The sequence below is a fragment of the Roseateles sp. FW305-36 genome (assembly GCF_058787015.1).
In genome coordinates this window covers 136,586-160,328 of the sequence record NZ_JBYSZK010000007.1, presented here as the reverse complement: position 1 = coordinate 160,328, position 23,743 = coordinate 136,586, and the positions used below count along the sequence as shown (strand labels likewise).

Annotated in this window: 20 protein-coding genes; 16 read left to right on the top strand and 4 right to left on the bottom strand. The window is 69.9% G+C overall.

Annotation, left to right across the window (positions count from 1 at the left end):
* Nucleotides 1–111: 111 nt before the first annotated feature.
* The 3 genes from AC3WOE_RS14910 (at nt 112) to AC3WOE_RS14900 (ending at nt 5,677) form a co-directional block, all read left to right on the top strand.
* A complete protein-coding gene (locus AC3WOE_RS14910) occupies nt 112–2,862 on the top strand; it encodes a TonB-dependent receptor plug domain-containing protein (protein ID WP_492691448.1) in 2,751 nt (916 codons plus the stop codon).
* Nucleotides 2,863–2,991: 129 nt separating this feature from the next.
* On the top strand, nt 2,992–3,447 hold the full coding sequence (locus AC3WOE_RS14905; protein ID WP_492691447.1) for a (2Fe-2S)-binding protein: 456 nt from the start codon (nt 2,992–2,994) through the stop codon (nt 3,445–3,447).
* Nucleotides 3,448–3,457: 10 nt separating this feature from the next.
* Nucleotides 3,458–5,677 (top strand): xanthine dehydrogenase family protein molybdopterin-binding subunit, encoded by a 2,220-nt coding sequence (locus AC3WOE_RS14900; protein ID WP_492691446.1) that lies wholly within the window; start codon nt 3,458–3,460, stop codon nt 5,675–5,677.
* Here AC3WOE_RS14900 and AC3WOE_RS14895 read toward each other — a convergent pair.
* A complete protein-coding gene (locus AC3WOE_RS14895) occupies nt 5,670–5,888 on the bottom strand; it encodes a heavy-metal-associated domain-containing protein (RefSeq protein ID WP_492691445.1) in 219 nt (72 codons plus the stop codon). The two genes, AC3WOE_RS14900 and AC3WOE_RS14895, sit on opposite strands and share 8 nt — an antisense overlap.
* A 38-nt stretch (nt 5,889–5,926) precedes the next feature.
* Between AC3WOE_RS14895 and AC3WOE_RS14890 the strand changes: the two genes are divergently transcribed.
* Complete coding sequence (locus AC3WOE_RS14890; protein WP_492691444.1) at nt 5,927–6,481, top strand: NADPH-dependent FMN reductase; 555 nt, start codon at nt 5,927–5,929, stop codon at nt 6,479–6,481.
* A complete protein-coding gene (locus AC3WOE_RS14885) occupies nt 6,478–7,371 on the top strand; it encodes a pirin family protein (protein ID WP_492691443.1) in 894 nt (297 codons plus the stop codon). The genes AC3WOE_RS14890 and AC3WOE_RS14885 overlap by 4 nt, the downstream gene beginning before the upstream one ends.
* Nucleotides 7,372–7,433: 62 nt before the next feature.
* On the opposite strand, the gene AC3WOE_RS14880 is transcribed toward AC3WOE_RS14885, so the two are convergent.
* Together AC3WOE_RS14880 and AC3WOE_RS14875 are read right to left on the bottom strand one after the other, a co-directional pair.
* Nucleotides 7,434–8,429: a PEP-CTERM sorting domain-containing protein gene (locus AC3WOE_RS14880; RefSeq protein ID WP_492691442.1), complete on the bottom strand. Its 996-nt coding sequence runs from the start codon at nt 8,427–8,429 to the stop codon at nt 7,434–7,436.
* A 164-nt stretch (nt 8,430–8,593) separates the two neighbouring features.
* Nucleotides 8,594–9,613, bottom strand: a complete 1,020-nt coding sequence (locus AC3WOE_RS14875; RefSeq protein WP_492691441.1) for an STAS-like domain-containing protein — start codon at nt 9,611–9,613, stop codon at nt 8,594–8,596.
* 412 nt (nt 9,614–10,025) lie between these two features.
* Here AC3WOE_RS14875 and fba point away from each other — a divergent pair, with 412 nt between their 5' ends.
* The 7 genes from fba (at nt 10,026) to AC3WOE_RS14840 (ending at nt 19,081) form a co-directional block, all read left to right on the top strand.
* Complete coding sequence (gene fba, locus AC3WOE_RS14870; RefSeq protein ID WP_492691440.1) at nt 10,026–11,090, top strand: class II fructose-bisphosphate aldolase; 1,065 nt, start codon at nt 10,026–10,028, stop codon at nt 11,088–11,090.
* Between the two features lie 7 nt (nt 11,091–11,097).
* A complete protein-coding gene (locus AC3WOE_RS14865) occupies nt 11,098–11,526 on the top strand; it encodes a gamma-glutamylcyclotransferase family protein (protein ID WP_492691439.1) in 429 nt (142 codons plus the stop codon).
* 85 nt (nt 11,527–11,611) lie between these two features.
* Nucleotides 11,612–14,734, top strand: coding sequence for a PAS domain S-box protein (locus tag AC3WOE_RS14860; RefSeq protein ID WP_492691438.1), 3,123 nt, complete (start codon nt 11,612–11,614; stop codon nt 14,732–14,734).
* 1 nt (nt 14,735) lies between these two features.
* Nucleotides 14,736–15,101 (top strand): response regulator, encoded by a 366-nt coding sequence (locus tag AC3WOE_RS14855; RefSeq protein ID WP_492691437.1) that lies wholly within the window; start codon nt 14,736–14,738, stop codon nt 15,099–15,101.
* A gap of 31 nt (nt 15,102–15,132) precedes the next feature.
* Nucleotides 15,133–16,029: a phosphoribosylaminoimidazolesuccinocarboxamide synthase gene (locus tag AC3WOE_RS14850; protein ID WP_492691436.1), complete on the top strand. Its 897-nt coding sequence runs from the start codon at nt 15,133–15,135 to the stop codon at nt 16,027–16,029.
* A gap of 73 nt (nt 16,030–16,102) precedes the next feature.
* On the top strand, nt 16,103–17,233 hold the full coding sequence (locus AC3WOE_RS14845) for a hypothetical protein (RefSeq protein WP_492691435.1): 1,131 nt from the start codon (nt 16,103–16,105) through the stop codon (nt 17,231–17,233).
* A 54-nt stretch (nt 17,234–17,287) separates the two neighbouring features.
* The gene (locus tag AC3WOE_RS14840; RefSeq protein ID WP_492691434.1) at nt 17,288–19,081 is read left to right on the top strand and encodes a serine/threonine protein kinase; all 1,794 of its coding nucleotides are present in this window, start codon (nt 17,288–17,290) and stop codon (nt 19,079–19,081) included.
* A 1-nt stretch (nt 19,082) separates the two neighbouring features.
* Here the strand turns inward: AC3WOE_RS14840 and AC3WOE_RS14835 are convergent, their stop codons facing one another.
* On the bottom strand, nt 19,083–20,033 hold the full coding sequence (locus AC3WOE_RS14835) for a tetratricopeptide repeat protein (protein ID WP_492691433.1): 951 nt from the start codon (nt 20,031–20,033) through the stop codon (nt 19,083–19,085).
* Between the two features lie 112 nt (nt 20,034–20,145).
* Between AC3WOE_RS14835 and purE the strand changes: the two genes are divergently transcribed.
* From purE to AC3WOE_RS14815, 4 genes are read left to right on the top strand one after another with little or no spacing between them, the layout of a single operon-like run.
* Nucleotides 20,146–20,610 carry a 5-(carboxyamino)imidazole ribonucleotide mutase gene (gene purE, locus AC3WOE_RS14830; protein ID WP_492691673.1) on the top strand — a complete coding sequence of 155 codons (465 nt, stop codon included), beginning with the start codon at nt 20,146–20,148 and terminating at the stop codon, nt 20,608–20,610.
* The gene (locus AC3WOE_RS14825; RefSeq protein ID WP_492691432.1) at nt 20,610–21,773 is read left to right on the top strand and encodes a 5-(carboxyamino)imidazole ribonucleotide synthase; all 1,164 of its coding nucleotides are present in this window, start codon (nt 20,610–20,612) and stop codon (nt 21,771–21,773) included. The genes purE and AC3WOE_RS14825 overlap by 1 nt, the downstream gene beginning before the upstream one ends.
* 2 nt (nt 21,774–21,775) lie before the next feature.
* Nucleotides 21,776–22,759, top strand: coding sequence for an L-threonylcarbamoyladenylate synthase (locus AC3WOE_RS14820; RefSeq protein ID WP_492691671.1), 984 nt, complete (start codon nt 21,776–21,778; stop codon nt 22,757–22,759).
* A 23-nt stretch (nt 22,760–22,782) separates the two neighbouring features.
* Nucleotides 22,783–23,739, top strand: coding sequence for an SGNH/GDSL hydrolase family protein (locus AC3WOE_RS14815; protein WP_492691430.1), 957 nt, complete (start codon nt 22,783–22,785; stop codon nt 23,737–23,739).
* Nucleotides 23,740–23,743: the final 4 nt, after the last annotated feature.

Genomic DNA, 23,743 nt, shown 5'->3' with positions numbered 1-23,743 from the left:
GGCTTGTGAAGCGCCGTTGAAACTTCTTTGCATGAGGGCAACATGCCGCGCCGCGGCGGGGGGTCGGGGCGACCTCTTCACAAAGCCCCAACCGACAGGAGTAGTGCTTCCATGCAACACCGCCACACCCGACTGGCGCTGGCCCTGCTGGCCGCCGGCATTGCCGGCACGGCCGCCGCGCAGAACGCGCCGGGCCAGCAGCTTGAGCGCATCACCATCACCGGTTCGTCCATCAAGCGCGTGGAGTCCGAAACGGCCCTGCCCGTCACGGTCATGACGCGCGACCAGATCGAGAAGACCGGCGCCACCAATGTCGAAGACATCCTGCGCCGCATCGGGGCCAACACGGCCATGCAGTCGGACACGACCCAGGGTGCCGGCTATGCGCAGAGCTTTGCCAACCTGCGTGGCCTGGGTCCCAACTCGACGCTGGTGCTGCTGAACGGCCGGCGCATGGCCAACTTCGCCTTCGGCTCCATCGGCGGCAGCTCGTCGGTGGACCTGAACAGCATCCCCTTCGCGGCCATCGACCGCATCGAGGTGCTGCGTGACGGCGCCTCCGCCGTGTACGGTACCGACGCCGTCGGCGGCGTCATCAACTTCATCACGCGCAAGGACTACGACAAGGGCGCCATCACGCTGAAATACGGCAACACCGAGAAGAACATCGGTGGCAAGGAGACCAGTGCCTCCATCGCCTTCGGCATGGGCGGCCTCAAGACCGATGGCTACAACCTGCTGCTGACCGGCAACCTCAAGCAGCAGACCAAGCTCAGCGCCATCGATCAGAAGTGGTATCTGCGTGGCGCCGACGAGATCCCCGGCTCCGATCCCCCGACCTCGGGCCGCTCCTTCCCGGGCCGCCTCGTCGACTTCAACATCACGCCGGGCGCCTATGCCAATGCGGGCGCGGCCTTCAGCCCCTGCGACCCCAACTACAACACCATCCAGACGCTGGCGGCGACGACGCCCAACGGCACGCCGATCAAGCGCTGCCGCTTCATCTACCCGGCCGTGCAGGAAAACCTGCCCGACGCCAAGAAGGCCGACGCCTTCGGCCGCCTGACGGTGGACATGGGCGGCGAGTCGCAGCTGTTCTTCGAAGGCAGCTATGCGCGCAACCACTCCATCGGCCGCGTCGCGCCGGTACCCATCGACTCCACCGCGGGTCACGTCAAGGCCGACGGCACCTACCCGTCCTTCGCCTTCCCGATCTCGAGCAAATACTTCCCTGCGGCCCTGCTGACCAGCCTGGGCTACACGCCGGCCCAGTTCGACACGCTGGGCGGCGGCTTCACCGAAATCGCGATGCGCGCCGTGCCGGTGGGCCAGCGTACCAACGACACGCTGAACGAGCAGACCCGCTTCGTCGCGGGCGCCACCGGTGTCATGGCCGGCTGGGACTACGACGCCGGCTTCACGGTCTCGCAGGCCAAGGGCTCGCTGGACTACTTCAACTATCTGCACGAAGGCCGCTTCATCGCCGAGCTGGCCACGGGCGTCATCAACCCCTTCGGCCCGCAGGACGCGGCCGGTCTGGCGGCGCTGGACCGCGCCCGCATGGAAGGCCCGATGCGCCGCTCCAAGAGCACGACCTATGCGTTCGATGCCAAGGGCAGCCGCGAGCTGATGAGCATGGCGGGCGGCCCGATGATGCTGGCCGTGGGCACCGACCTGCGCAAGGAAAAGGCCGACGACCGCGCCGTCAACCCGGACTACGAGCTGGGCCTGCACATCGGCGGCGAAGGCACCGTGCCCAACACGGCGGCCTCGCGCACGATCTACGCCGTCTACAGCGAGCTTTCCATGCCCTTCGCCAAGGGCTGGGAGGCGACCGTCAAGGCGCGCTACGACCACTACAACGACTTCGGCAGCACCTTCAACCCCGGCGTGACGCTGCGCTTCCAGCCGAGCAAGGAAGTGTTGCTGCGCGCCAGCGCCGGCACGGGCTTCCGCGCGCCGACGCTGTGGGACGTGCACAGCCCGACGGCCTTCACCAACACGGCCAACTCCCTGGTCGACCCGAACTGCCCGGCCGGCCATGCCAATGACCCGCGCTGCGAGACGCAGTTCAATGTGCGCCTGTCCAGCGACCCGTCGCTGAAGCCCGAGAAGTCGCGCCAGTACGACATCGGTGCCGTCTTCGAGCCGGTGCGCGACCTGTCCATCGCGCTGGACTACTGGCATATCCAGAAGAAGGACCAGATCGGCGTCATCGGCGGCGACGCCATCATGTCCGACCCGACCCTCTACCAGCGCTATGCCGCCCGCATCCACCGCCTGGCCAGCGGCTTCGTCAGCTATATCGAGACCCCGGTCGAGAACCTCGGTGAGCTCAAGACCAACGGCATCGACGTGGACGTGAAGGCCAGCTGGCCGCTGGGCAGCATGGGCCGCCTGGGCGCCAGCTTCACCGGCAGCTACATCAACCAGTGGAAGCAGCAGAACGGCAAGGGCACGCCCTTCGTGTCCTATGAGGGCACGGCCGGCGACGGTGCCGGCGTGCAGCCGGTGCCCAAGTGGCAGCACACCCTGGGCCTGGACTGGAACCTCGGCAACTGGAACGTGACGCTGGAAAACGTCTTCGTCAAGGGCTGGACCGAATCGGCCGGTCTGGTGGAGGCCAACGTCGGTCCGTCCGTCGAGCACAAGGTCAAGGACAGCAGCCGCTGGAACATGGCAGTGGGCTGGAAGCCGACCTCGACGCTGGCCTTGCGCCTGGGCGCGCGCAACCTGCTGAACCAGGATCCGCCGTTCACCGCCGTGTCCAGCTATGGCTCGCACGTGACGGGCTATGCCGGTTCCTTCGTCGATCCGCGTGGTCGCTTCTGGTACGCCACGGCGAGCTATCAGTTCAAGTAAGCCGGTCGAGCCGGAACGCCAGGGCCCTGCGGGGCCCTTTTTCCTGCCTGCGCGAGGCAATGTCCGAGTGATATACGCGGGCACTGCTTCTGGCTAGAGTCGCCGCGGTCTCACCCCCCGGAGGAAGCCATGATCAACATGACCGTCAACGGTCGCGCCGTCGCGCTGGACGCCGACCCCGATATGCCCCTGCTGTGGGCCGTGCGCGAGGAGCTGCAGCTGACCGGATCCAAGTTCGGCTGCGGCGCGGCCCAGTGCGGCGCCTGCACCATGCACGTCGGCGGTGCCCCGGTGCGTGCCTGCCTGACGCCCATCTCCTCGGTCACCGCGCCGGTCACCACCATCGAAGGCATGGCCAACGACAAGATCGGCCAGGCCGTGCAGGCCGCCTGGGTCGAGCACGATGTGGCCCAGTGCGGCTATTGCCAGAGCGGTCAGGTCATGAGCGCCGTGGCCCTGCTCAAGGGCAACAAGAAGCCCACCGACGCCCAGATCGACGCGGCCATGGCCGGCAATATCTGCCGCTGCGGCACCTACACCCGCATCCGCGCCGCCATCCATGCGGCCGCGGCTCAACTGGCTTGAGGAGAACGACATGCTGAACCCACGTCGCATCGACCAGGCCATCACCGGCGGCCTGTCCCGCCGCAGCTTCGTCACCACCACCATCGGCGGCGCCGTCGGCCTGGCCTTGCTGCCCGGCGTTGCTTCCGCGCAGGCGCCCAAGCCGGGCTCCAAGCCGACCGAACAGCCCTTGGCCTTCGTCACCATCGCCAAGGACGGCACCACCACAATCCTGTGCAATCGCATGGACATGGGCCAGGGCGTCGAGACCGGCCTGGCCATGATCTGTGCCGAGGAGCTGGACGCCGACTGGAGCAAGGTGCGCACCGGCTTCGGTGACCAGAAGGCCGCCTATGTGGACCCGCTGTTCGGCATTCACCTGACCGGCGGTTCCAACTCCATCAAGAACAGCTACCAGCAGTACCGCGAGCTCGGCGCCCGCACCAGGGCCATGCTGGTGGCCGCGGCCGCTGAAAGCTGGGGCGTGCCGGCTTCGTCGCTGAAGGCCGAGAGCGGCATCATCTCGGGCGCGGGCAAGAGCGCCGGCTATGGCGAGTTCTTCGACGCCGCCATGAAGGGCACGGTGCCCGAGGCCGTCACCCTGAAGGACCCCAAGAGCTTCAAGTTGATCGGCAAGCCCACCGGCCTGGTCGTCAGCAAGGCCAAGAGCACCGGCACCCAGGCCTACGGCATGGACGTGCAGCTGCCCGGCATGGCGGTGGCCGTCATCCAGCGCCCGCCGGTCTTCAACGGCAAGGTCGCCAAGCTCGATAGCAGCGAGGCGCTGAAGGTCAAGGGCGTCAAGGCCGTGCTGCCGGTGACGCTGGACCGCGGTGGCCAGGGCGTGGCGGTCGTCGCCAGCGGCTACTGGGCGGCCAAGAAGGGCCGCGATGCCCTCAAGGTCGACTGGGACCTGGGTGGCGTCGCCAAGCCCGACACGGCGGCCCTCACCAAGCAATACCTGGCCCTGGCCAGGACGCCCGGCACACCGGCGCCCAAGCCCGAGTTCCAGGCCGACGCCAGCGCCTGGGCCAAGGCGCCCAGGAAGATCACGGCCGACTTCGTCTTCCCCTATCTGAACCACGCCCAGATGGAGCCGCTGGCCTGCACGGTGGACCTGAAGGCGGACCGCTGCGACTTCTATTACGCGGCCCAGATGCCCGGCATCGACGCGATGAACCTGGCCAAGGCTGTGGGCTTGAAGCCCGAGCAGGTGCAGGTCAATGTGCAGATGGCCGGCGGCGGCTTCGGCCGGCGCGCCACGCCCGCGACCGAATGGCCGCGCGAGGCGGCGGCCGTCGCCGTGGCCCTGGCCCAGGCGGGCAAGCCCATGCCGGTCAAGGTGATCTGGAGCCGCGAGGACGACCTCAAGTCCGGCTACTACCGGCCCATGACCGTGCACCGCGCCGAGATCGGCTTCGATGCGACCGGCAAGGTGCTCGGCTGGCAGCACCGCATCGTCAGCCAGAGCATCCTGAAGGGCTCGCCGCTGGAAGGCTTCGGCTACCAGAAGGGCGTGGACGGCACGACGACCGAGGGCATGCGCGAGCCCTACGAGATTCCCATGAACCTCAGCGTCCACCACCCCGACGTCAATGTGCCGGTGCTGTGGTGGCGCTCGGTGGGCTCCACCCACACGGCCTACGTCATGGAGACCCTGGTCGACGAGATCGCCTTCGCCACCAAGCAGGACCCGGTGGCCTATCGCATGAAGCTGATGGAGGGCAATGCCAAGGCCGAGCGCCATCGCCTGGCCCTGCAGGCCGCCGTCGACAAGAGCGGTTATGGCAAGCGCAAGCTCAAACCCGGCCAGGCCTGGGGCGTGGCGGTGCACGAGAGCTTCGAGTCCGTCGTCGCCTACGTCGTTGTCGCCAGCATGAAGGGCAAGGGCAAGGACCGCCAGCCCGTGCTGCAGGAAGTCCACGCCGGCGTCCACTGCAATCTCTGCGTGAACCCCAAGGCCGTCGAGACCCAGGTGCAGGGCGCCGCCATCATGGCCCTGGGCACGACGATGCCGACCCACCGCGTGACCTTCAAGGACGGCGTCGTCGAGCAGAACAACTTCTACGACATGGCCATGCCGCGCATGCCCGATGCGCCCCAGGTGATGACGGTCAGCATCGTGCCCAGCAACGACCCGCCCAAGGGCATGGGCGAGCCCGGCCTGCCGGCCCTGGCGCCGGCGCTCGCGAACGCGGTCGCCCGCCTGACCGGCAAGCGCCAGCGCGAACTGCCGTTCAGCTTCACTTAAGAGGGATCCGGACCGGTGCGGACGAGGGCGGATAGCCGGCCTCGGTCAGCACCGCCACCAGCGTCTCGCGGGGCAGGGCGCTGTCGACCTGGGCCGTCCGCGCTGCGCGGTCGATGGCGATGCCGGCCTGGGCGTCGGCCGCCTTCAGCGCTTCGGTGATGGCGGCCACGCAATGGCCGCAGCTCATATCGGGCAATGTGAAGCTGTGCATGCTGGCATCATGCCTTCATCCCGGCTTGCGGTATCGCCATGAAGATCATTGCCCTCAGTGGCGCGCTGCGGCGCGCCTCCTACAACACCGCCCTGCTGCGCGCGGCCGTCGCGATGGCGCCCGATGGTGTCACGATCGAGCTGCGCACCCTGCACGGCATTCCGCTCTATGACGGCGACGTCGAGGCGCAAGGCATCCCCGAGGCAGTGACCAAGCTGCGCGAGGAGATCCGCGCCGCCGATGCGCTGCTGATCGGCACGCCCGAGTACAACAACGCCATCCCCGGCGTGCTGAAGAACGGCCTGGACTGGCTGTCGCGCCCCAGCGGCGAGGGCGCCAAGCTGTTCGGCGGCAAGCCGACGGGGCTGATCGGCGCCACGCCCGGCGGCTTTGGCACGGTGCAGTCCCAGGATGCCCTGCTGTCGGTGCTGCGCGCCTTTGGCAACGACTTCTGGATGGGCGGGCGGCTGATGGTCTCGCGCGCCGGCACGGTCTTCGACGCCGACGGCCAGCTCGTCGACGACAAGCTCCGCGAGCAGCTGCAGGCCTTCATCAGCGGCTTCGTCGAGTTTGTGCGCAAGAGGACGGCGTGAGCGTCCACGTCGAGCGCATCGCCAGCCATGTCGGCGACGTCGGCGGCGTTCCCATCCAGCGCGCCCTGCCCAGCAAGGGCCGCCGCAGCATCGGCGCCTGGTGCTTTGCCGACCATGCCGGACCGGCGACGACGGTGAAGCGCATGAATGTCGGCCCGCATCCGCACACGGGGCTGTCGACCTTCAGCTGGATGATCGAAGGCGAGATCCTGCACCGCGACAGCCTGGGCTCCGAGCAGATGCTGCGCCCCGGCCAGGTCAACCTGATGACGGCCGGCCGCGGCATCTCGCACAGCGAGGAGTCGCAGTCCGACCGCATCCACCTGGCCCAGCTGTGGATCGCGCTGCCGGACACCGAGCGGGAGCGCGCGCCCAGCTTCCAGCATTTTCCCGAGCTGCCGCGCTGCTCGGTCGGCGGCTTCGACGGCACGCTGCTGGTGGGCGACTTCGCCGGCCAGCGCTCGCCGGTGCCCAGCTTCACGCCGCTGCTGGGCGTGGACCTGGTGGCCGACGGCCCGGCCGATGCGGTGCTGAAGCTGGATGCGGGCTTCGAGCATGGGCTGATGCTGCTGGAGGGCGAGATCGAGGCGGCACCGGCGGGCCATGACGCGGTCGAAACCATCACGCCGGGAACCCTGCTCTATGTCGGGCCGGGCTGCGAGTCGGTCGAACTGCGCTGCTCAGGCGCGTCGCGCCTGCTGCTGCTCGGCGGCGAGCCCTGGGCCGAGCCGCCGCTGTTGTGGTGGAACTTCGTCGGCCGCGACCCGGCCGAGATGCAGGCCTGGGCCCAGGACTGGGCGCGCGATGATGGCGGGCGCTTCGGCGTCGTCGCGGGCTACGAGGGTCCGCGCATCCCGGTGCCACCGGTGCCGCGCCTCAGCCGACCCTGACGCCAACAAAAACAGGGGCCCGCAGGCCCCTGTCGTTGTACCGGCCTCTCGGGCCTGGCGCCTCAAGCGCGGCGACGGCGAGCGGCGCCCGCAGCCAGCAGGCCGATCGCGACGATGGCGATGCTGGCCGGCTCGGGCAGTGCGCCGGTCACGGGGCCACCAATCGTGCAGCCGGCGCCGCAGCTCAGGCGCAGGATCTGCTCGGCCTGCGAGATGAACAGCGTGCCGTTGTTGCTGTCGGCCGAGGTGAAGTCACCACGGGTGCCGCCGTCGGCAATGATCGTCAGCACGTCGGTCAGCACGTCGAGCAGGCCCAGGGTGCCGTCATTGTTGTTGACGATCACGTCGCCGTCGTACTTGCCGCCGGTGATCACCCCGGTGCCGTCAGCGCCGTGGCCGGCGGTGCTGAAGTAGTTGCGGATGAAGGCGCCGGTGACGGCGTTGTACGACTGGATGATGCCGCCGTTCTCGACGTAGACCGTCTTGCCGTCCGGCGAGACCGAGACGCCGTCCGGGAACAGGCCGCCCACCAGGATGCGGTAGGCGCCGGTGACCGGATCGATCTCGGCCAGACCGAGGTTGGTCGACGAAATGATCTTGCCTGTCGGGGCCGAGGCCCACATGCCGAGGTAGACGCGCAGGTCGCGCGCCGTGGCGCCGCCGATGGGCACGTAGGAGCCGTCGTTCGCGAAGTGATAGAACTGGCCGCCGAACACCTGGCCGCCGTAAGCCTGGCCGCCGACGTTGGCGAGCGAGAACTGCGGGTTGCCGGTCTCGAAGGCATAGGGCGTGGCGATCAGCGCGTCAGACAAGGTCTGGCCGTCGACGTCCTTGAACACGTAGACCCGGTCGGTCGACATGCTGCCGGTGATGATGTTGCCGTTGGGCAGCACGGCCTGCGACAGCGGGCCGTAGGTGGCGGGGGCGTAGCCGCTCAGGAAGGTGGTGAGGTTGAAGCCGGCGGCGGTGCCGGCGGCGGTCATGGTCAGCCCGGCGTGTGCAGCGGGGGAGAGCAGGGCGGCGAGCGCGGCGGCGCTGAAGATGGCCTTGAAGTTCATGCAGGGCTCCAAAAACTAGGGGGTCTGACGCCCGCGAAGGCGAATGCCGGGGTGCCTGCATAAGCCGTGCCCGTTCAAAAAACAGCATGCTTTTCAGGGGCTTGGCTGATCTTGGGCGAAAACCGCCGCTGCGACTGTCAATTCGCCCGACATCGGGGGTTGTCCTAGCCGGCCCGCGCGCTCCTGACCAGCGCCTCGATCCGAGGCGTGGCATTCGTCGCCACCAGCTCGATCTGCGGATTGGCCTTGGCGAAGACGCGGAAGAGTTCGTCCGTGAAGCCATGGCCGACGTCGGTCACGCCCTCGAAGTCGATCTCCGCGCGCTTGAAGCTCGACAGCCGCGAGCCGACGCGGCGGGCCTGGGCGCGCGAGTCCAGGGCCTGGCCTTCGCTGGTCAGCAGGCGCAGTTGCACCCGGGTCTGGTCGAACTCGATGCCGTCGCCGGCCAGGCTCCAGGTCTCCATGATCCCGTCCAGCGTCCGGGTCGTGTTCAGCGCGATGGCCATGTAGATGCTGCTGCCCTGGCGGGGCAGGGCGCGGCCCTTCTTCCAGCCGGCGCTTTCCCAGGCGCGGCGCTGGTAGGCGGTGTTGTTGGCATGGATGTCGAAGACGTCGGCCAGTTGGCTGCTGAAGAAGAGGCCGCGGCCGGTGTGGGCGTCGGGGGCGCTGGTCAGCCGGCCCTTGCTGAGCTCCAGCATGGCGTGCTGGGGGTCCTCGAGGGCAAAGGCGCTGCAGATCTTGTCGAACACACCCATGCCGTCGTCGCTGACCAGCAATTGCACATGGGTGGGCGTCTGGCGCAGCGACACGGTGACGCTGCTGCCGCCGGAATGGTCGGCGGCGTTGTTGACCAGCTCGGTGAAGCCGTGCTGGATCATGCGTTCGACATGCCTGGGCAGGGCGAAGTGAGGCGCGAAGTCGCGCTGCCAGGGCAGGTCTTCCTGCAGGCCGTAGAGGGTGTAGCTGCGCGCCACCTGGCGCAGGGCACCCGGCGCGAAAACCGGGCGGCGGCCACTGCCGCTGCGGGTCAGCCAGCCGGCGTCCACCAGGCGCTTCAGTGCCGACAGCACGGCCCGGTGGCTGGCGCCGGTGCGCTCCTCGATATGGGCCACCAGGTCCAGCGAATGCTCACTGGCCGCGGCGGTGATCCAGTTGGTGAGGTGGTCGAACACCAGTCTTGTCATGACCGCGCATTGTGCTGACTACTTCAACTGCGGGGGGTGGGGTCGCTACCGACTCGGGAGGCTGCCGGCCTTTGGGGCGGGCGCGCGCCGGGGCGAGTTGCCATGCCAGACAAGGCGCGACCGCCACTGTGGGGCCATCCCCACGAGGCGGGCGCAACGCTGGATGGCGTGGCAACTCGCCCCGGCCCTACGGGTTGACCCGTCTTCGGGGCCCATGCGGCGTTGCAAATGCTCGCCGGGCAACCAGCCCGGCTCCGCTTTGCGCCTTGCCTGACCCCCGAATGCGGGTCAACGCGCGCCCGCCCCAAAGGCCGGCAGCCTCCATAGAATCCCCAACCAGTTACGACGCGGTTACAGCCTAGGGTGCTGATCGCAGTCGGTCGAGATTTCTCAACTACACCGGGGACAACCCATGCCTCTCGTTTCCATGCGCCAGTTGCTGGACCACGCCGCCGAAAACGGCTACGGCATTCCAGCCTTCAACGTCAACAACCTGGAACAAGTGCAGGCCGTCATGGCCGCGGCCGACGAAGTCGGCGCGCCGGTCATCCTGCAAGCCTCCGCCGGCGCCCGCAAATACGCCGGCGAGCCCTTCATCAAGCACCTGATCCAGGCCGCCTGCGAGGCCTTCCCCCACATCCCCCTGGTCATGCACCAGGACCACGGCACCAGTCCCAAGATCTGCCAGGGCGCCATCGACCTGGGCTTCGGCTCGGTCATGATGGACGGCTCGCTGATGGAAGACGGCAAGACGCCGGCCTCCTTCGACTACAACATGGACGTGACCCGCAAGGTCGTCGAGATGGCCCACAAGGTCGGCGTCACCGTCGAGGGCGAGCTGGGCTGCCTGGGCAACCTGGAGACCGGTGATGCCGGCGAGGAAGACGGCATCGGCGCCGAAGGCAAGCTGGACCACAGCCAGATGCTGACCGACCCCGAGGAAGCCGCCGTCTTCGTCAAGGCGACGCAACTGGACGCCCTGGCCATCGCCATCGGCACCAGCCACGGCGCCTACAAGTTCAGCCGCAAGCCCACGGGCGACATCCTGGCCATCGGCCGCGTGAAGGAGATCCACGCCCGCATCCCCAACACCCACCTCGTCATGCACGGCTCGTCCAGCGTGCCGCAGGAGCTGCTCGCCATCATCAACCAGTACGGCGGCAAGATGAAGGAGACCTTCGGCGTGCCCGTCGAGGAAATCCAGGAAGCCATCAAGCACGGCGTGCGCAAGATCAACATCGACACCGACATCCGCCTGGCGATGACCGGCGCGGTGCGCAAGTTCCTGGCCGAGAACCCCGACAAGTTCGACGCCCGCGAGTGGCTCAAGCCGGCCCGCGAAGCCGCCAAGCTGATCTGCAAGCAGCGCTACATGGAATTCGGCTGCGAAGGCCAGGCCGGCAAGATCAAGGCGCGCACGCTGAGCGACATCGCCGGCGCCTACGCCCGCGGCGAGCTGGCGCAGAAGGTGCAATAAGGGTCCGGTGACCCGTCACTGCTTCACCTATGGCTCGCTGATGTGGGCCGACATCATGGCCCGCGTCTGCGGGCGTGAATTCGCCAGCGAGCCGGCCTCGCTGGCGGACCACCGGCGCCATCCGGTGCGCGGCCAGGACTATCCCGGCCTGCGCGCCGCACCCGGCGGTCAGGTGCCGGGGCAGCTCTACTTCGACGTGACGGACGACGCCTGGGCGCGCCTGGATGCCTTCGAGGGCGACGAGTACGAACGCGCCGACGTCGTCGTGATCCTGGCCGACGGCCGTACGCTGCCGGCCCAGGTCTACCGTTTCCGCACCGAAGTTTCCGACCGGCTGCTGCGCGGCGACTGGGACGTCGATGCCTTCGCCCGTGAAGGCCGGGCGCGCTTCATGGCCCGCTACGTGGGCTTCGAGATCCTGAGCTCCCGGAAATAAGCCACATTCCTGACGATGCACCCCCGGTTCGCGGGGCCACAATGCATCGGCATAACCCCTCAGTCGTTGAGGGCGGGAGTGGCGGATGGACGAGCTGACCGGGATCGTCGCGCGGGCGGGTTTTCTGCCCCACGGCTATTGCTTCCAGTGGTCGCCGGGCCTGCTCTGGACCATGGTGGGCTCGGACCTTGCCATCGCCCTGGCCTACTTCTCCCTCCCGCTGGCCATCGCGAGCTATGCGCGCCGGCGCCCCCAGGTCAATCTCGGCAGCATCGCGACGCTGTTCGCCGTCTTCATCTTCGCCTGCGGCGTGACCCATGTGCTGGACGTCTGGACGATCTGGCGCCCCGATTACGAGCTGCAGACGGCGGGCAAGGTCTTCACCGCCTGCGCCTCGGTGCTGACGGCCGCCGTCGCCTGGCGGCTGATGCCGACGCTGCTGGCCCTGCCGTCCATCGACGAGATGCGCCGCAGCAACGAGGCACTGCGGTTCGAGATGGACCGCCGCGCCAGCGCCGAGGACCATCAGCTCGAGGCTGAACAGAGTCTGGCTGCCACGCTGTCGGCCATCGATGCCGGCTTCGTCTCGACCGATGCCCAGGGGCGGGTGACCCGCATCAACGCCGTCGCCGAGCGCATCACCGGCTGGCCGGCACGCGAGGCCCTCGGCTGTCCGGTCTGGGAGGTCTTCCAGCGCGACGGCATGCCGGCCGACCTGAAGGCGCGCAACCCGATCGAGGTGCTGCGTGAGCGCGACGGCGACGGTGCCTTCCGCCGCCAGGCCGTCTGCGTGGCACGCGACGGCAGCCGGCGCCCGGTCGAGGTCCATGCCGAGCTCATCCATCATGCCGATGGCCGGGAGCGCGGCGTCGCCATCGTCTTCCGCGACGTCGGTCGCCTCAACGAAGCCGAGGCCGAGGTGAGGCGCCTGGCCGCCGTCATGGAGTCTTCGGCCGACGCCATCGTCGTCAAGACCCTGGACGGCCGCATCACCAACTGGAACGCCGCCGCCGAGCAGATGTTCGGCTACACCGCCGCCGAGGCCGTCGGCCAGCCGGTGCAGATGCTGATCCCGCCCGAGCGCGAGGCCGAGGAGATGGGCATCCTGGGCCGCATCGCCCAGGGCCATCAGGTGCCGCCCTTCCGCACCGTGCGTGTCGCCAAGGACGGCCGGCGCGTCGAGATCTCGGCCCAGGTCTCGCCGCTGCGCGACGCCGCGGGCCGCATCATCGGCGGCATCAAGTCGGCCCGCGACCTGACCCACCAGCGCCAGATCGAGGTGGCTCTGCGCCAGAGTGAGGCCCGGCTGCGCTTCGCGCTGGAATCGGCGGCCATCGGCGACTGGGAGCTGGAGCTGGACAGCGGCGTCATCCACCGCTCGCGCCGCTATGACCAATGCTTCGGCCTGCCCGACGCCGCGCCGGCGTGGAGCCGCGAGCGCCTGCTGGCTGCCGTTCACCCCGATGACCGCGCCATGGTCGAGGCCGGCCTGGCGGCCTTGCCCGAGGGGCACCGGCCCTGGCATGCCGAGTTCCGCGCGATCTGGCCCGACGACAGCGTGCACTGGCTGCGCCTGGATGCCCGTGTCACCCACGACGACGCCGGCTCGCCGCGCCTCGTGGGCATCGCGGCCGACGTGACCGCCATGCGCACCGCCGAGCAGGCGCGCCAGCAGGCCATCTGGCTGGCCGCCGAGAACCGCCGCGTGCAGGAGAGCAGCCGGCTCAAGAGCCTGTTCCTGGCCAATATGTCGCACGAGCTGCGCACGCCGCTGAACGCCGTCATCGGCTTCGCCGACCTGTTGACCATGAGTGGCCAACCGGCCGACGCCGAACGCCAGCGCGAGTGGCTGCAGCACATCGCCAGCAGCGGCCGCCATCTGTTGAACATGATCAACGACGTGCTGGACCTGTCCAAGATCGAGGCCGGCAAGATGGACTTCCATGCCGAGCCCGTCGAGCTGCCGGCCCTGGTCGACGACGTGATGGCCACCGTCGCCGTGCTGGCCGGGCAGCGCGCCCTGAGCCTGAAGTCCTTCATCGAGCCCGGCCTGCACGGCCTGGTGCTCGACCCGGCGCGCCTCAAGCAGGTGCTGCTGAACTATCTGTCCAATGCCATCAAGTTCACGCCGGCCGGCGGCCACGTCGAACTGCGCATGCTGGGCGAAGGGCCGCGGCTGTGGCGGCTGGAGGTGGAAGACAGCGGCATCGGCATTCCGGCCGAGCGCATGAGCCAGCTCTTCGTCGAGTTCCAGCAGCTCGACGACGGCCTGACCAAGCGCCACCAGGGCACGGGCCTGGGGCTGGCGCTGACGCGTCGCCTCGTCGAGGCCCAGGGCGGGCGCGTCGGCGTCTACAGCGAACCCGGGCACGGCAGCCGCTTCTATGCCGTGCTGCCCCGCCAGCCGCTGGATGGCGATGAGGACGCGCCGCGACCGTCGCATCAGCTGCTCGTCGCGCTGCGCGACCATCCGCTGCGCGACGGCGTTGCCCGCGAGCTGGCGCATGCCGGCGTGGCGGCCGACACCGCGGCCACGGCAGCCGAGGTGCTGCGCCTGGGACGGGTGCGCCGCTATACCGAGCTGGCCATCGACCTCGGGCTGCCCGACGCGCCGGGACTGTCCCTGCTGGCCGCGCTGCGCAGCGGCGGGCCGTCCATGCACGCGGCCGTCAAGGCCCTGGCGCTGACGCCGCCCTCCGGCGCGGGCGTGGCCTTCCCGGTGGCCGAGGTGCTGGCCAAGCCGCTGCGCCGCCCGGCGCTGGCGCGCGCGCTGGTGCCCCTGCGGGACCGCCTGGGGCCGGGCCGGCCGGTGCTGGTCGTCGACGACGAAGCGAGCGCTCGCGAGCTGATGTGCTCGGCCCTGCTGGCCAATGGCATTGAGGCCGTGGCCGCGGCCAGCGGCGCCGAGGCTCTGCGGCGCCTGCCGGCCGTGCAGCCGGCCGCCCTGGTGCTGGATCTGATGATGCCGGGCATCGACGGCTTCCAGGTGCTGCACGAACTGCGCGGCGACCCGCGCTGGGCCGGGCTGCCCGTCATCGTCTGGACGGCGCTGACGCTGAGCGTGGAGGAGATCGAGGCCCTGGCCCGCTCGGCCACCGCCATCGCCATCGCCAGCGCGGGCGAGGCGCAAGCCCTGGTCGAGGTGCGCGACGCGCTGCTGAACGCCGCCCGCCAGGACCGCCGCGGCCGCAGGCGCACCGGAAGTTGACATGCCAAGCGTCCTCATCGTCGACGACAACGAGCTCAACATCGACCTCGCGCAGTACGTGCTGGAGGCCGACGGCTTCAGCGTCGAGCGCGCCCTGAATGTGGACGAGGCCTGGGCCCGGCTGCGGGCGCACCGGCCCGACATCGCCCTGGTCGACATCCAGCTGCCCGGCACCGACGGCTTGAGCCTGGTGCGGGCCGTCAAGGCGACGCCCGACCTCGCCGACCTGCCCGTCGTCGCCTTCACCGCCTTCGCCATGCCCGGGGACGAGCAGCGCTTCCGCGCGGCGGGCTGCGACGGCTATCTGACCAAGCCCATCGACGTGCACAGCTTTGCAGCCGCCGTCAGAAGCCACCTCGGCACCTAAAATCCGTGGCGTTGCCCTTTCGCTCGCCGCCATGCCCCAAGCTCTCTACGAATCCAGCCTCCAGTCCCTTCCACTGCTTGGTCGCGGCAAGGTGCGCGAGAACTACGCCGTCGGCGAGGACCGCATCCTGATGATCGCCAGCGACCGGCTGTCGGCCTTTGACGTCATCATGGGCGAGCCGATTCCAGGCAAGGGCGCGCTGCTGACCAGGATGGCGCTGTTCTGGTTCGACAAGCTGGATGGCATCGTCCCCAACCACCTGACCGGCCAGGACCCGCTGTCCGTCGTCACCGGCGAAGAGCGCGAGCAGATTCGCGACCGCGCCATGCTGGTCAAGCGCCTCAAGCCCCTGCCCATCGAGGCCGTCGTGCGCGGCTACCTAGCCGGCAGCGGCTGGGCCGAGTACCAGACCAGCCAGAGCGTCTGTGGCGTCAAGCTGCCGGCGGGTCTGCGCAACGCTGACAAGCTGCCCGCGCCCATCTTCACGCCCGCCACCAAGGCCGAGATGGGCGACCACGACGAGAACATCAGCTTCGAGCAGGCCGCCGACATCATTGGCGCCGACCTCGCCGCCCGCGTGCGCGACATCTCCATCCAGCTCTACCAGCGCGCCGCCGACTTTGCGCTGACCAAGGGCATCATCATTGCCGACACCAAGTTCGAGTTCGGCCTCGATGCCGACGGCACGCTGACGCTGATGGACGAGGTGCTGACGCCCGACTCCTCGCGCTACTGGCCGGTCGAGAGCTATGCGCCCGGCAGCAACCCGCCCAGCTACGACAAGCAGTTCGTGCGCGACTGGCTGGAGGCCGTGCGCATCGATGGTCAGCCCTGGGGCAAGAAGGCGCCGGCGCCGGCCCTGCCGGCCGAGGTCATCGACAGGACGGTGCAGAAGTACGAAGAAGCCCTGCAGCGGCTGACCGCATGAGCGCCGCGCTGGGCCGCCCCGAGCAAGCTCGCTCCCGCTCGGCGGGACAGGCCGCAGGCCGAAGGGTGCAGCAATGAGCACCGCGCCGGTCAAGCTGCGCAGCCGCCTGGCGCAGAGGCTGGACGGCGAGATTGCCGCCGTGGCTTCCATGCCGGCGCGCGCCGCCGTGCTGCAGGCCCAGCGCGCCATCCTGTGGCTGCGCCATGGCCGCGAGGCCGAGGCCCGCGAGGAACTGAACCGGCTGCAGGTCCGGGCCCTGGCGCATCCGCGCGTCGAGCTGGCGGCCTGGCTGCATCTGGCGGAAGGCCTCACGGCTTATTTCAGTGCCTTCGGCGGCGGGGCCCGCGAGCGCGTGCGCCGGGCCCAGGTGATGGCCCAGGCGGCGGGCCTGGCCTCGCTGCAGGCCTTGTGCGATGCCTGGCTGGCCCAGATGGCCTTTGTCGACCGCGACATCGACCGCCTCGTTGCCCACGCGGCAGCCGTGCTGACCGCCCCAGCCGACAACGCCGCGGCCTGCCGCGTCGCCTCCGCCCTGGGCATGGCCTGGGACCAGGCCCGGGACGAGGCGGCCGCCTCCGCCTGGTATGCCTGGGGTCGCCGCGCCGGCAGCGCCGACGGTGACGACGCCTGCCTCGCGGCCCTGCTCTACAACCAGATGCAGATGCGCGCCCAGCGCATCCGCCATGCCGCCCTGGCCGGCGAGCCCGGCGAGGCGCCGGCCGTGTTGCTGGGCGTGGACTCCATCGGCCATTTCGACGACGCCGTCGGGGGCTCGGCCCGCGCCGACCTGACGCCGCTGCTGCGCGCCCAGTTGCTGACCGTGCAGGGCGACTACCCCGCCGCCGCCGCGTTGCTGGAGGCCCATCTGCCCGAGGCCGTGGCCGCGGGCCTGGCTCGCACGGGCGGCAGTCTGCTGGCCGACCTGGCCTGGTGCTGGGCCAACACCGGCGACGTGCAGCGTGCCCGCGCCCTGGCCGACCAGGCCGCCGTCGAGGTGCTGGCCGAGGACGCCGCCCACTGCGACCTGGACGAATGCGCCGCCCTGCATGCCCGCCTGGCCCAGGTCTACGCCAAGCTGCGCGAGGACGGCCTGGCCGCCCGCCATGGCGACGCCGCCCAGGCCGCCTGGGAGCAGGACAGGGCCCAGCGCCGGCTCTGGGCCGAGCGCCTGAGAACGGCCGGATTGGGTACTCCGCCACGCTGACCCGGCTTTCTCCGGGCTGTCGGAGGGGGCGGGCTGGGGTACCCTCGCCCGCCTATGACCGCCGACTCCCGCGACGAAGACGCCATCAACGCCTTGCCGGTGGGCACCCGCTTTGGCGAACTGGAAATCACCGGCACCCTGGGCGTGGGCGGTTTCGGCATCGTCTATCTGGCGCGTGACCACTCGCTGGAGCGCGAGGTCGCGATCAAGGAATACATGCCCAGCCAGTTCGCGCAGCGCGACGGGCAGTCCCAGGTCTCGGTGCGTTCGGTTTCCATGAAGGAGACCTTCGAGCTCGGCCGCCGCAGCTTCGTCAATGAAGCCAAGCTGCTGGCCCGCTTCGACCATCCGTCCCTGCTGAAGGTCTACCGCTTCTGGGAAGCCAACGGCACTGCCTACATGGCCATGCCGCGCCTGGTGGGCCAGAACCTGCGCGAAGCCCGCAAGACCCGCCCGACGCCGCCGCCCGAGGCCTGGGTGCGGCGCATCTTCGACTCCGTGCTGGGCGGCCTCGAGACCCTGCATGCCCAGCATGTCTGGCACCGCGACGTCGCGCCCGACAACATCTTCATGCCGGCCGACGGCAGCCCGCCCATCCTGCTGGACTTCGGCGCCGCCCGCCAGGCCATCAGCGACAAGACCCAGGTCTTCACGGCCATCCTCAAGCCCAGCTTCGCGCCCATCGAGCAATACGCCGAGGCGACGACGCTGAAGCAGGGCGCCTGGACCGACTTCTACGCGCTGGCCGCGGCCATGCACGAACTGCTGATCGGCCGCCCGCCGCCGCCGGCCACGACCCGCGCCATGGGCGAAGAGCTGGCGCCGCTGGCCGTGCCCGGCTATTCCCCCGCCTTCCTGGCCGGCCTCGATTGGGCCCTGCGCGTGGCGCCTCACCAGCGGCCGCAGACGGTCGCCGCCTGGCGCGAGGTGCTGGACGGCCGGGCCGACGTGCCGCCGCCGTCGGCCTCGCCCGCGCGCGCGGCACCGCCACCGCCAACACCCACGTCGCCCGCGCCGCTGGACCTCGAATTCGCCGACACCATCCAGGGACCGCCGCTGGACGAGGTGGACGACAGCACCGTCGTCGTGCCGCTGCGCAAGCCGCCGCCGCCCCCTCCGCCCCCGCCGCCGGTACCCAAGCCGGCCAAGGCTTCGAAGCCGCCTGCTGGCCGCCCCACGCCCGTCGCGGCGCCGGCGGCGCGCTCCCTGCGGGGCCCGGCCATTGCCGGTGGCGGCGTGCTGGCCGCGGTGCTGCTGGGCCTGTTCGTCATGCAGTTGCGCGGCGGCAAGCCGGCGGTGCCCGAAGTCGTCCAGGCCGAGCCGGCCGCGTCGGTGGCCGCCCCCGTTCCCGCCCCGACACCTGCTCCCGCGCCCGCGCCCGCGCCGACCGAACCCGTGGCCGCGCCGGCCAGCGTGCCCGCCAGCCAGCCCAGCCTGGTGCAGGCGCCCGTGCCCGTGCCGGTTCAGGTCAAGCCGGCGCCGGCACCGGCGAGTGCCGTCGTGCGCCCGCCGCCGGCCTCGGCCGCGACGCGCCGCGATCCCGCGCTCAAGCCCATGACGACGGAGAAGGCCGGCGAAGTTCGCCCGGTGCCGCGCAGCCCGGTTGTTGCCGCCCCCGAACCGGCGACGACGGCCACCACGACGGCCAGCCCTCCCAAGCCGGCACCGGCGTCAGCCACGCCGGCGGGCGAACCGCCGCCGCCGAAGACGGCCAACGAGGCCTGCGGCGGCCGCGTGCTGTTCGCGCGCGCCTGGTGCATCGACCGCCAGTGCGAGAAGCCGATCTACCAGAACGACCCCGAGTGCGTGAAGCTGCGCGACATCCGCAACAGCCGCGCCAACCACTAGTTCAGAACAACGCCATCGACAGCTTGCGCCGATAGCTGTCGATCAGCGGGTCGCTGTGCACGACCGCCGCCTTGCCGGCGATCTCCAGCGTGCCGCTCTTGGCCTCGGTCGCCGGCTTGGGGGCCGGCTTGGCCAGCAGCTCCAGGATGGCCACATAGGTCTTGCGCGCGGCTTCGCCGTTCCAGGCCTTGTCGCGCATGATGATTTCCAGCAACTCGTCCATGGCCTCGGTGAAGCGCTGGCCGGCCAGGTGCGTCTGGGCCAGCGTGAAGCGGGCGTCGAAATCGCGCTTGTTGGCGGCGACCGCCGCCTGCAGGGCCGCCGGGTCGGCGCCGGCCGAGGCCTCGAAGGCGGCCAGCCAGGTGGCCAGGGCCGCCAGGCGCGGGGCGGGCACCAGCGTGTCGGCAGCCTTGGCGGCCACCGGCGCGAAGGCCGTCTGGGCGTCGCCCAGCAGGCCCAGCTCCAGCAGGGCCTTCACGTAGTCGAAGCGGGCGGCGTCATTGGACGGATCGGTCTGCACGGCGTGGGCCAGCTTGGCCAGGGCGGATTCGAGGTCGCCGTCGGCCATCAGGCCCTCGGCCTCTGCCAGGTCGGCTTCTGCTTCCAGCACCTCGCCGGGCGGCACATGCTTGTCCAGGAATTCGCGGATCTGGGCCTCGGGCAGGGCGCCGACGAAGCCGTCCACCGGCTGGCCGCCGGCGAACATCACGCAGAAGGGGATGGAGCGCACGCCGAACATCTGGCTCAGCTGCGAGGCGATCTCAGGCACCTCGTCGCTGTTGAGCTTGGCCAGCGTGAAGCGGCCCGCGTAGGCGGTTTCCAGCTTCTCCAGGACGGGGCCGAGGGTGCGGCACGGACCGCACCAGGGCGCCCAGATGTCCAGCAGCACGGGCTGGGTCTGGGAGGCGAGGATGAGTTCGGCTTCGAAGTTCTGGAGGGTGATGTCGATCATGGCGAGAAGTAGTTGCGGACACGCCACCTACAATTCAAGGCTCTTTTGAGCCTCGGAGCGCGCCTTGCAGACCCCAGCCCCTACGAACCCGGACGCCGTCATCGGCATCGTCATGGGCTCCAGCAGCGACTGGGAGACGATGAAGCTGGCGGCCGAGATTCTGACCGAGTTCGGTGTCGCCTTCGAGGCACGGGTCGTGTCGGCCCACCGCATGCCCGACGAGATGTTCGCCTACGCCGAGGCGGCTTCGGGCCGCGGGCTGAAGGCCATCATCGCCGGCGCCGGCGGTGCCGCCCATCTGCCGGGCATGCTGGCCGCCAAGACCACGGTGCCGGTGCTGGGCGTTCCCGTCGCCAGTCGCCATCTGCAGGGCGTCGATTCCCTGCACTCCATCGTGCAGATGCCCAAGGGCATTCCGGTCGCCACCTTCGCCATCGGCAATGCCGGCGCGGCGAATGCGGCGCTGTTCGCGGTGGCCATGCTGGCCACGGGCAACGCTGCCCTGCTGGCCAAGCTGGATGCCTTCCGCGCCAGGCAGACGGCGGTGGCCCAGGCCATGAGCGAGGAACTGCGCTGATGCCGGCATTGCTTCCGGGCACCGCGACCCTCGGCGTCCTCGGTGGCGGCCAGCTCGGCCGCATGTTCGTGCAGGCTGCCCAGGCCCTGGGCTATCGCTGCATCGTGCTGGATCCGGATGCGATCAGCCCCGCCGGCGCGGTGGCCGACAAGCATGTGAAGGCCGACTACCTCGATTCCTTCGGCCTCGCCCAGCTGGCGCGCGACTGCGACGCCATCACGACCGAGTTCGAGAACGTGCCGGCCGTGGCCCTGGAGACGCTGGCCGGCATGCGCATCGTCGCGCCCGCGGCGGCGGCCGTCGCCGTCTGCCAGGACCGGGCCGTCGAGAAGGCCCATTTCGAGGCCGCCGGCGTGCCCTGCGCCCCGCATGCCGTCATCACCAACGACATCGAGCTGGCGGCCGTGGATCCCAAGCTGTTGCCCGGCATCCTGAAGACCAGCCGCATGGGCTATGACGGCAAGGGCCAGGTGCGGGTGTCGACCGCGGCCGAGCTGGCCCGGGCCTGGGACGACCTCAAGCGCGTGCCCTGCGTGCTGGAGCAACTGCTGCCGCTGAAGTTCGAGCTGAGCGTGCTGGTGGCACGCGGCGCCGACGGCCAGATCGTCAATTTCCCGGTCCAGCAGAACCTGCACCGCGGCGGCATCCTGGCCGTCACCGAGGTGCCGGCGCCCGACGTGCCGGCCGAGGTCGAGAAGCTGGCCGTCGCCGCCGCCCGCCAGGTGGCCCAGGCGCTGGGCTATGTCGGCGTGCTCTGCATCGAGTTCTTCTGGTTGCAGGACGGTCGCCTGGTCGTCAACGAGATGGCGCCGCGCCCGCACAACTCGGGCCACTGGACCATGAACGGCGCCGATGTGTCCCAGTTCGAGCTGCAGGTGAGGACCCTGGCCGGCCTGCCCCTGCCCGAGCCGCGCCAGCATTCGGCCTCCGTCATGCTGAACCTGCTGGGCGACCTGTGGTTCAACGCCGACGGCGGTCCGACGCCCCCGTCCTGGGAGCGCGTGCTGGCCCTGCCGGGCGCGCATCTGCACCTTTACGGCAAGGCCGAGGCCCGCCATGGCCGCAAGATGGGCCATCTGAACATCACGGCCGAGACGGCCGAGGCGGCCCATGCCGTGGCCCTCCAGGCCGCGGCCATCCTCGGCCTGCCGACCGACTTCTGATGCTGCTGCTGCCCGGCAACGATCCCGAAGCCATCCAGGCCGCCGCCCGGCGCCTGGCGGCGGGCGAACTGCTGGGCCTGCCGACCGAGACCGTCTACGGGCTGGCGGCGCGGGCCGACCAGGACAGCGCGGTGGCCAAGATCTTTGCCGCCAAGGGCCGGCCGAGCGACCACCCGCTGATCGTCCATGTGCTGGACGCCGCCGGGGCCGAGCCCTTCGCCGACCACCTGCCGGCCCTGGCGCGCCGGTTGATGGACGCCTTCTGGCCGGGGCCGCTGACGGTCATCGTGCCGCGCAAGCCGGGTGTGGCCACGGGTGCGGCCGGTGGCCAGGCGACGATTGCCGTGCGCGCGCCGGCCCACCCGGTCGCCCGTGCCGTGCTGGCGGCAGCCCGCGAACTGGGCGTGCAGGGCCTGGCTGCGCCCAGCGCCAACCGCTTCGGCCGGGTCAGCCCGACGCTGGCCCGGCACGTCGTCGAGGAATTCGGCCCCGAGCTGATGGTGCTGGACGGTGGCGCCTGCGAAGTGGGCATCGAATCCAGCATCGTCGACTGCAGCCGTGGGCGTGCGGTCCTGCTGCGCCCCGGGCTGATCAGCCGCGCGCGCATCGAAGCTGCGCTGGGCGAGCCGCTGGCCGAGGCCGATGCCGCTGCGCCCAAGGCTTCGGGCACCCTGGCCGCCCATTACGCGCCGACGGCCCGCGTGCGCCTGCTGGATGCCGAGCAACTGGCTTTACTTTCAGCCACAGCGGCCGCCAGCGGGGGCCTGGAAGGGGTGGCGGTATATTCACGCGCCCAATTGCCGGCCTGGCGTTGGCAGGCCCTGCCGGCCGACCCGGCGGCAGCGGCCCACGAACTGTTTGCGGTGTTGCGGGCCCTCGATGCGGCCGGCGCCCGTGAGATCTGGGTCGAGTCGCCACCGCGCGACCCCGCCTGGGATGGTGTGCGGGACCGGCTCAGCCGGGCCGCCGCCGCCTTCACTGATTGAGTTTTGTCCCTGAGTTGATCGTCATGCAACGTGTTGTCTCCCAGAAATTGAAGCGCGGCCTGGCCCTGGCCACGGTGGCAGCGGCCGCGCTGATCGCCGGCTGCGGCGGCGGCACGTCGCAGATCGATCCCTTTGCCCCGACCCGGATCATCACCTTCGGCGACGAGAGCGGCACCATCCTGCAGAGTGGCAAGAAGTACACGATCAACGGGTTGAATGCCGACACCAAGCTGGTGGACTGCAAGATCAGCCCGGTCTGGAGCCAGACCCTGGCCAGCGGCTTCGGCTTCGTCTACCCGCAGTGCAACACCGACTTCGTGGCCCTGCCCCAGGGCATCTTGTATGCAGCGGCGGGCAACAAGGTGGCCGATGTGCGCGACAAGATCGACCTGCACCTGTCCAACGACCGCTTCGGTCCCAAGGACATCGTGGCCATCATGGTGGGCGTCAACGACATCCTCGAGCTGTATCGCCAGTTCCCGGCCCAGAGCCGTGACTCGCTGATCAACGAAGCCAAGGCGCGCGGCAAGCTGCTGGCCGACCAGGCCAACCGCATCGCCAATGCCAACGGTCGCGTGGTCATCAGCACCATCTTCGACGTCGGCCTGTCGCCCTTCGGCCAGAAGGAAAAGCAGCAGCTGACCGACATCGACCGTGCCGTCTTCCTGAACGACCTCAGCTCGGCCTTCAACACGAGCCTGCGCCTGAATCTGCTGAACGACGGCCGTCTGGTCGGCCTGGTGCTGACCGACGAATACGTGCAGCAGCGCGTGCGCTTCCCCAGCATCGCCAGCTTCACCAATGTGACCGATGCGGCCTGCCGCACCGACGTCGCGCCGCAGGACTGCACGACCGACACCCTGGTGGCCGACGCCAGTGCAACGCAGTGGATGTGGGCCGGCGACACGCTGCTGGGCCCGACGGCTCAGCTGGACCTGGGTCGATCCTTCCTGGGCCGCGCGAAGAACAACCCGTTCTGACGCC

Coding starts and splice junctions, on each gene's coding strand:
- AC3WOE_RS14840 (WP_492691434.1), top strand. CDS start 17,288: ATGACCGCCGACTCCCGCGACGAAGACGCCATCAACGCCTTGCCGGTG.
- AC3WOE_RS14825 (WP_492691432.1), top strand. CDS start 20,610: ATGCCGGCATTGCTTCCGGGCACCGCGACCCTCGGCGTCCTCGGTGGC.
- fba (WP_492691440.1), top strand. CDS start 10,026: ATGCCTCTCGTTTCCATGCGCCAGTTGCTGGACCACGCCGCCGAAAAC.
- AC3WOE_RS14815 (WP_492691430.1), top strand. CDS start 22,783: ATGCAACGTGTTGTCTCCCAGAAATTGAAGCGCGGCCTGGCCCTGGCC.
- AC3WOE_RS14895 (WP_492691445.1), bottom strand. CDS start 5,888: ATGCACAGCTTCACATTGCCCGATATGAGCTGCGGCCATTGCGTGGCC.
- AC3WOE_RS14910 (WP_492691448.1), top strand. CDS start 112: ATGCAACACCGCCACACCCGACTGGCGCTGGCCCTGCTGGCCGCCGGC.
- AC3WOE_RS14905 (WP_492691447.1), top strand. CDS start 2,992: ATGATCAACATGACCGTCAACGGTCGCGCCGTCGCGCTGGACGCCGAC.
- AC3WOE_RS14860 (WP_492691438.1), top strand. CDS start 11,612: ATGGACGAGCTGACCGGGATCGTCGCGCGGGCGGGTTTTCTGCCCCAC.
- AC3WOE_RS14835 (WP_492691433.1), bottom strand. CDS start 20,033: ATGATCGACATCACCCTCCAGAACTTCGAAGCCGAACTCATCCTCGCC.
- AC3WOE_RS14875 (WP_492691441.1), bottom strand. CDS start 9,613: ATGACAAGACTGGTGTTCGACCACCTCACCAACTGGATCACCGCCGCG.
- purE (WP_492691673.1), top strand. CDS start 20,146: ATGGGCTCCAGCAGCGACTGGGAGACGATGAAGCTGGCGGCCGAGATT.
- AC3WOE_RS14855 (WP_492691437.1), top strand. CDS start 14,736: ATGCCAAGCGTCCTCATCGTCGACGACAACGAGCTCAACATCGACCTC.
- AC3WOE_RS14850 (WP_492691436.1), top strand. CDS start 15,133: ATGCCCCAAGCTCTCTACGAATCCAGCCTCCAGTCCCTTCCACTGCTT.
- AC3WOE_RS14890 (WP_492691444.1), top strand. CDS start 5,927: ATGAAGATCATTGCCCTCAGTGGCGCGCTGCGGCGCGCCTCCTACAAC.
- AC3WOE_RS14845 (WP_492691435.1), top strand. CDS start 16,103: ATGAGCACCGCGCCGGTCAAGCTGCGCAGCCGCCTGGCGCAGAGGCTG.
- AC3WOE_RS14880 (WP_492691442.1), bottom strand. CDS start 8,429: ATGAACTTCAAGGCCATCTTCAGCGCCGCCGCGCTCGCCGCCCTGCTC.
- AC3WOE_RS14900 (WP_492691446.1), top strand. CDS start 3,458: ATGCTGAACCCACGTCGCATCGACCAGGCCATCACCGGCGGCCTGTCC.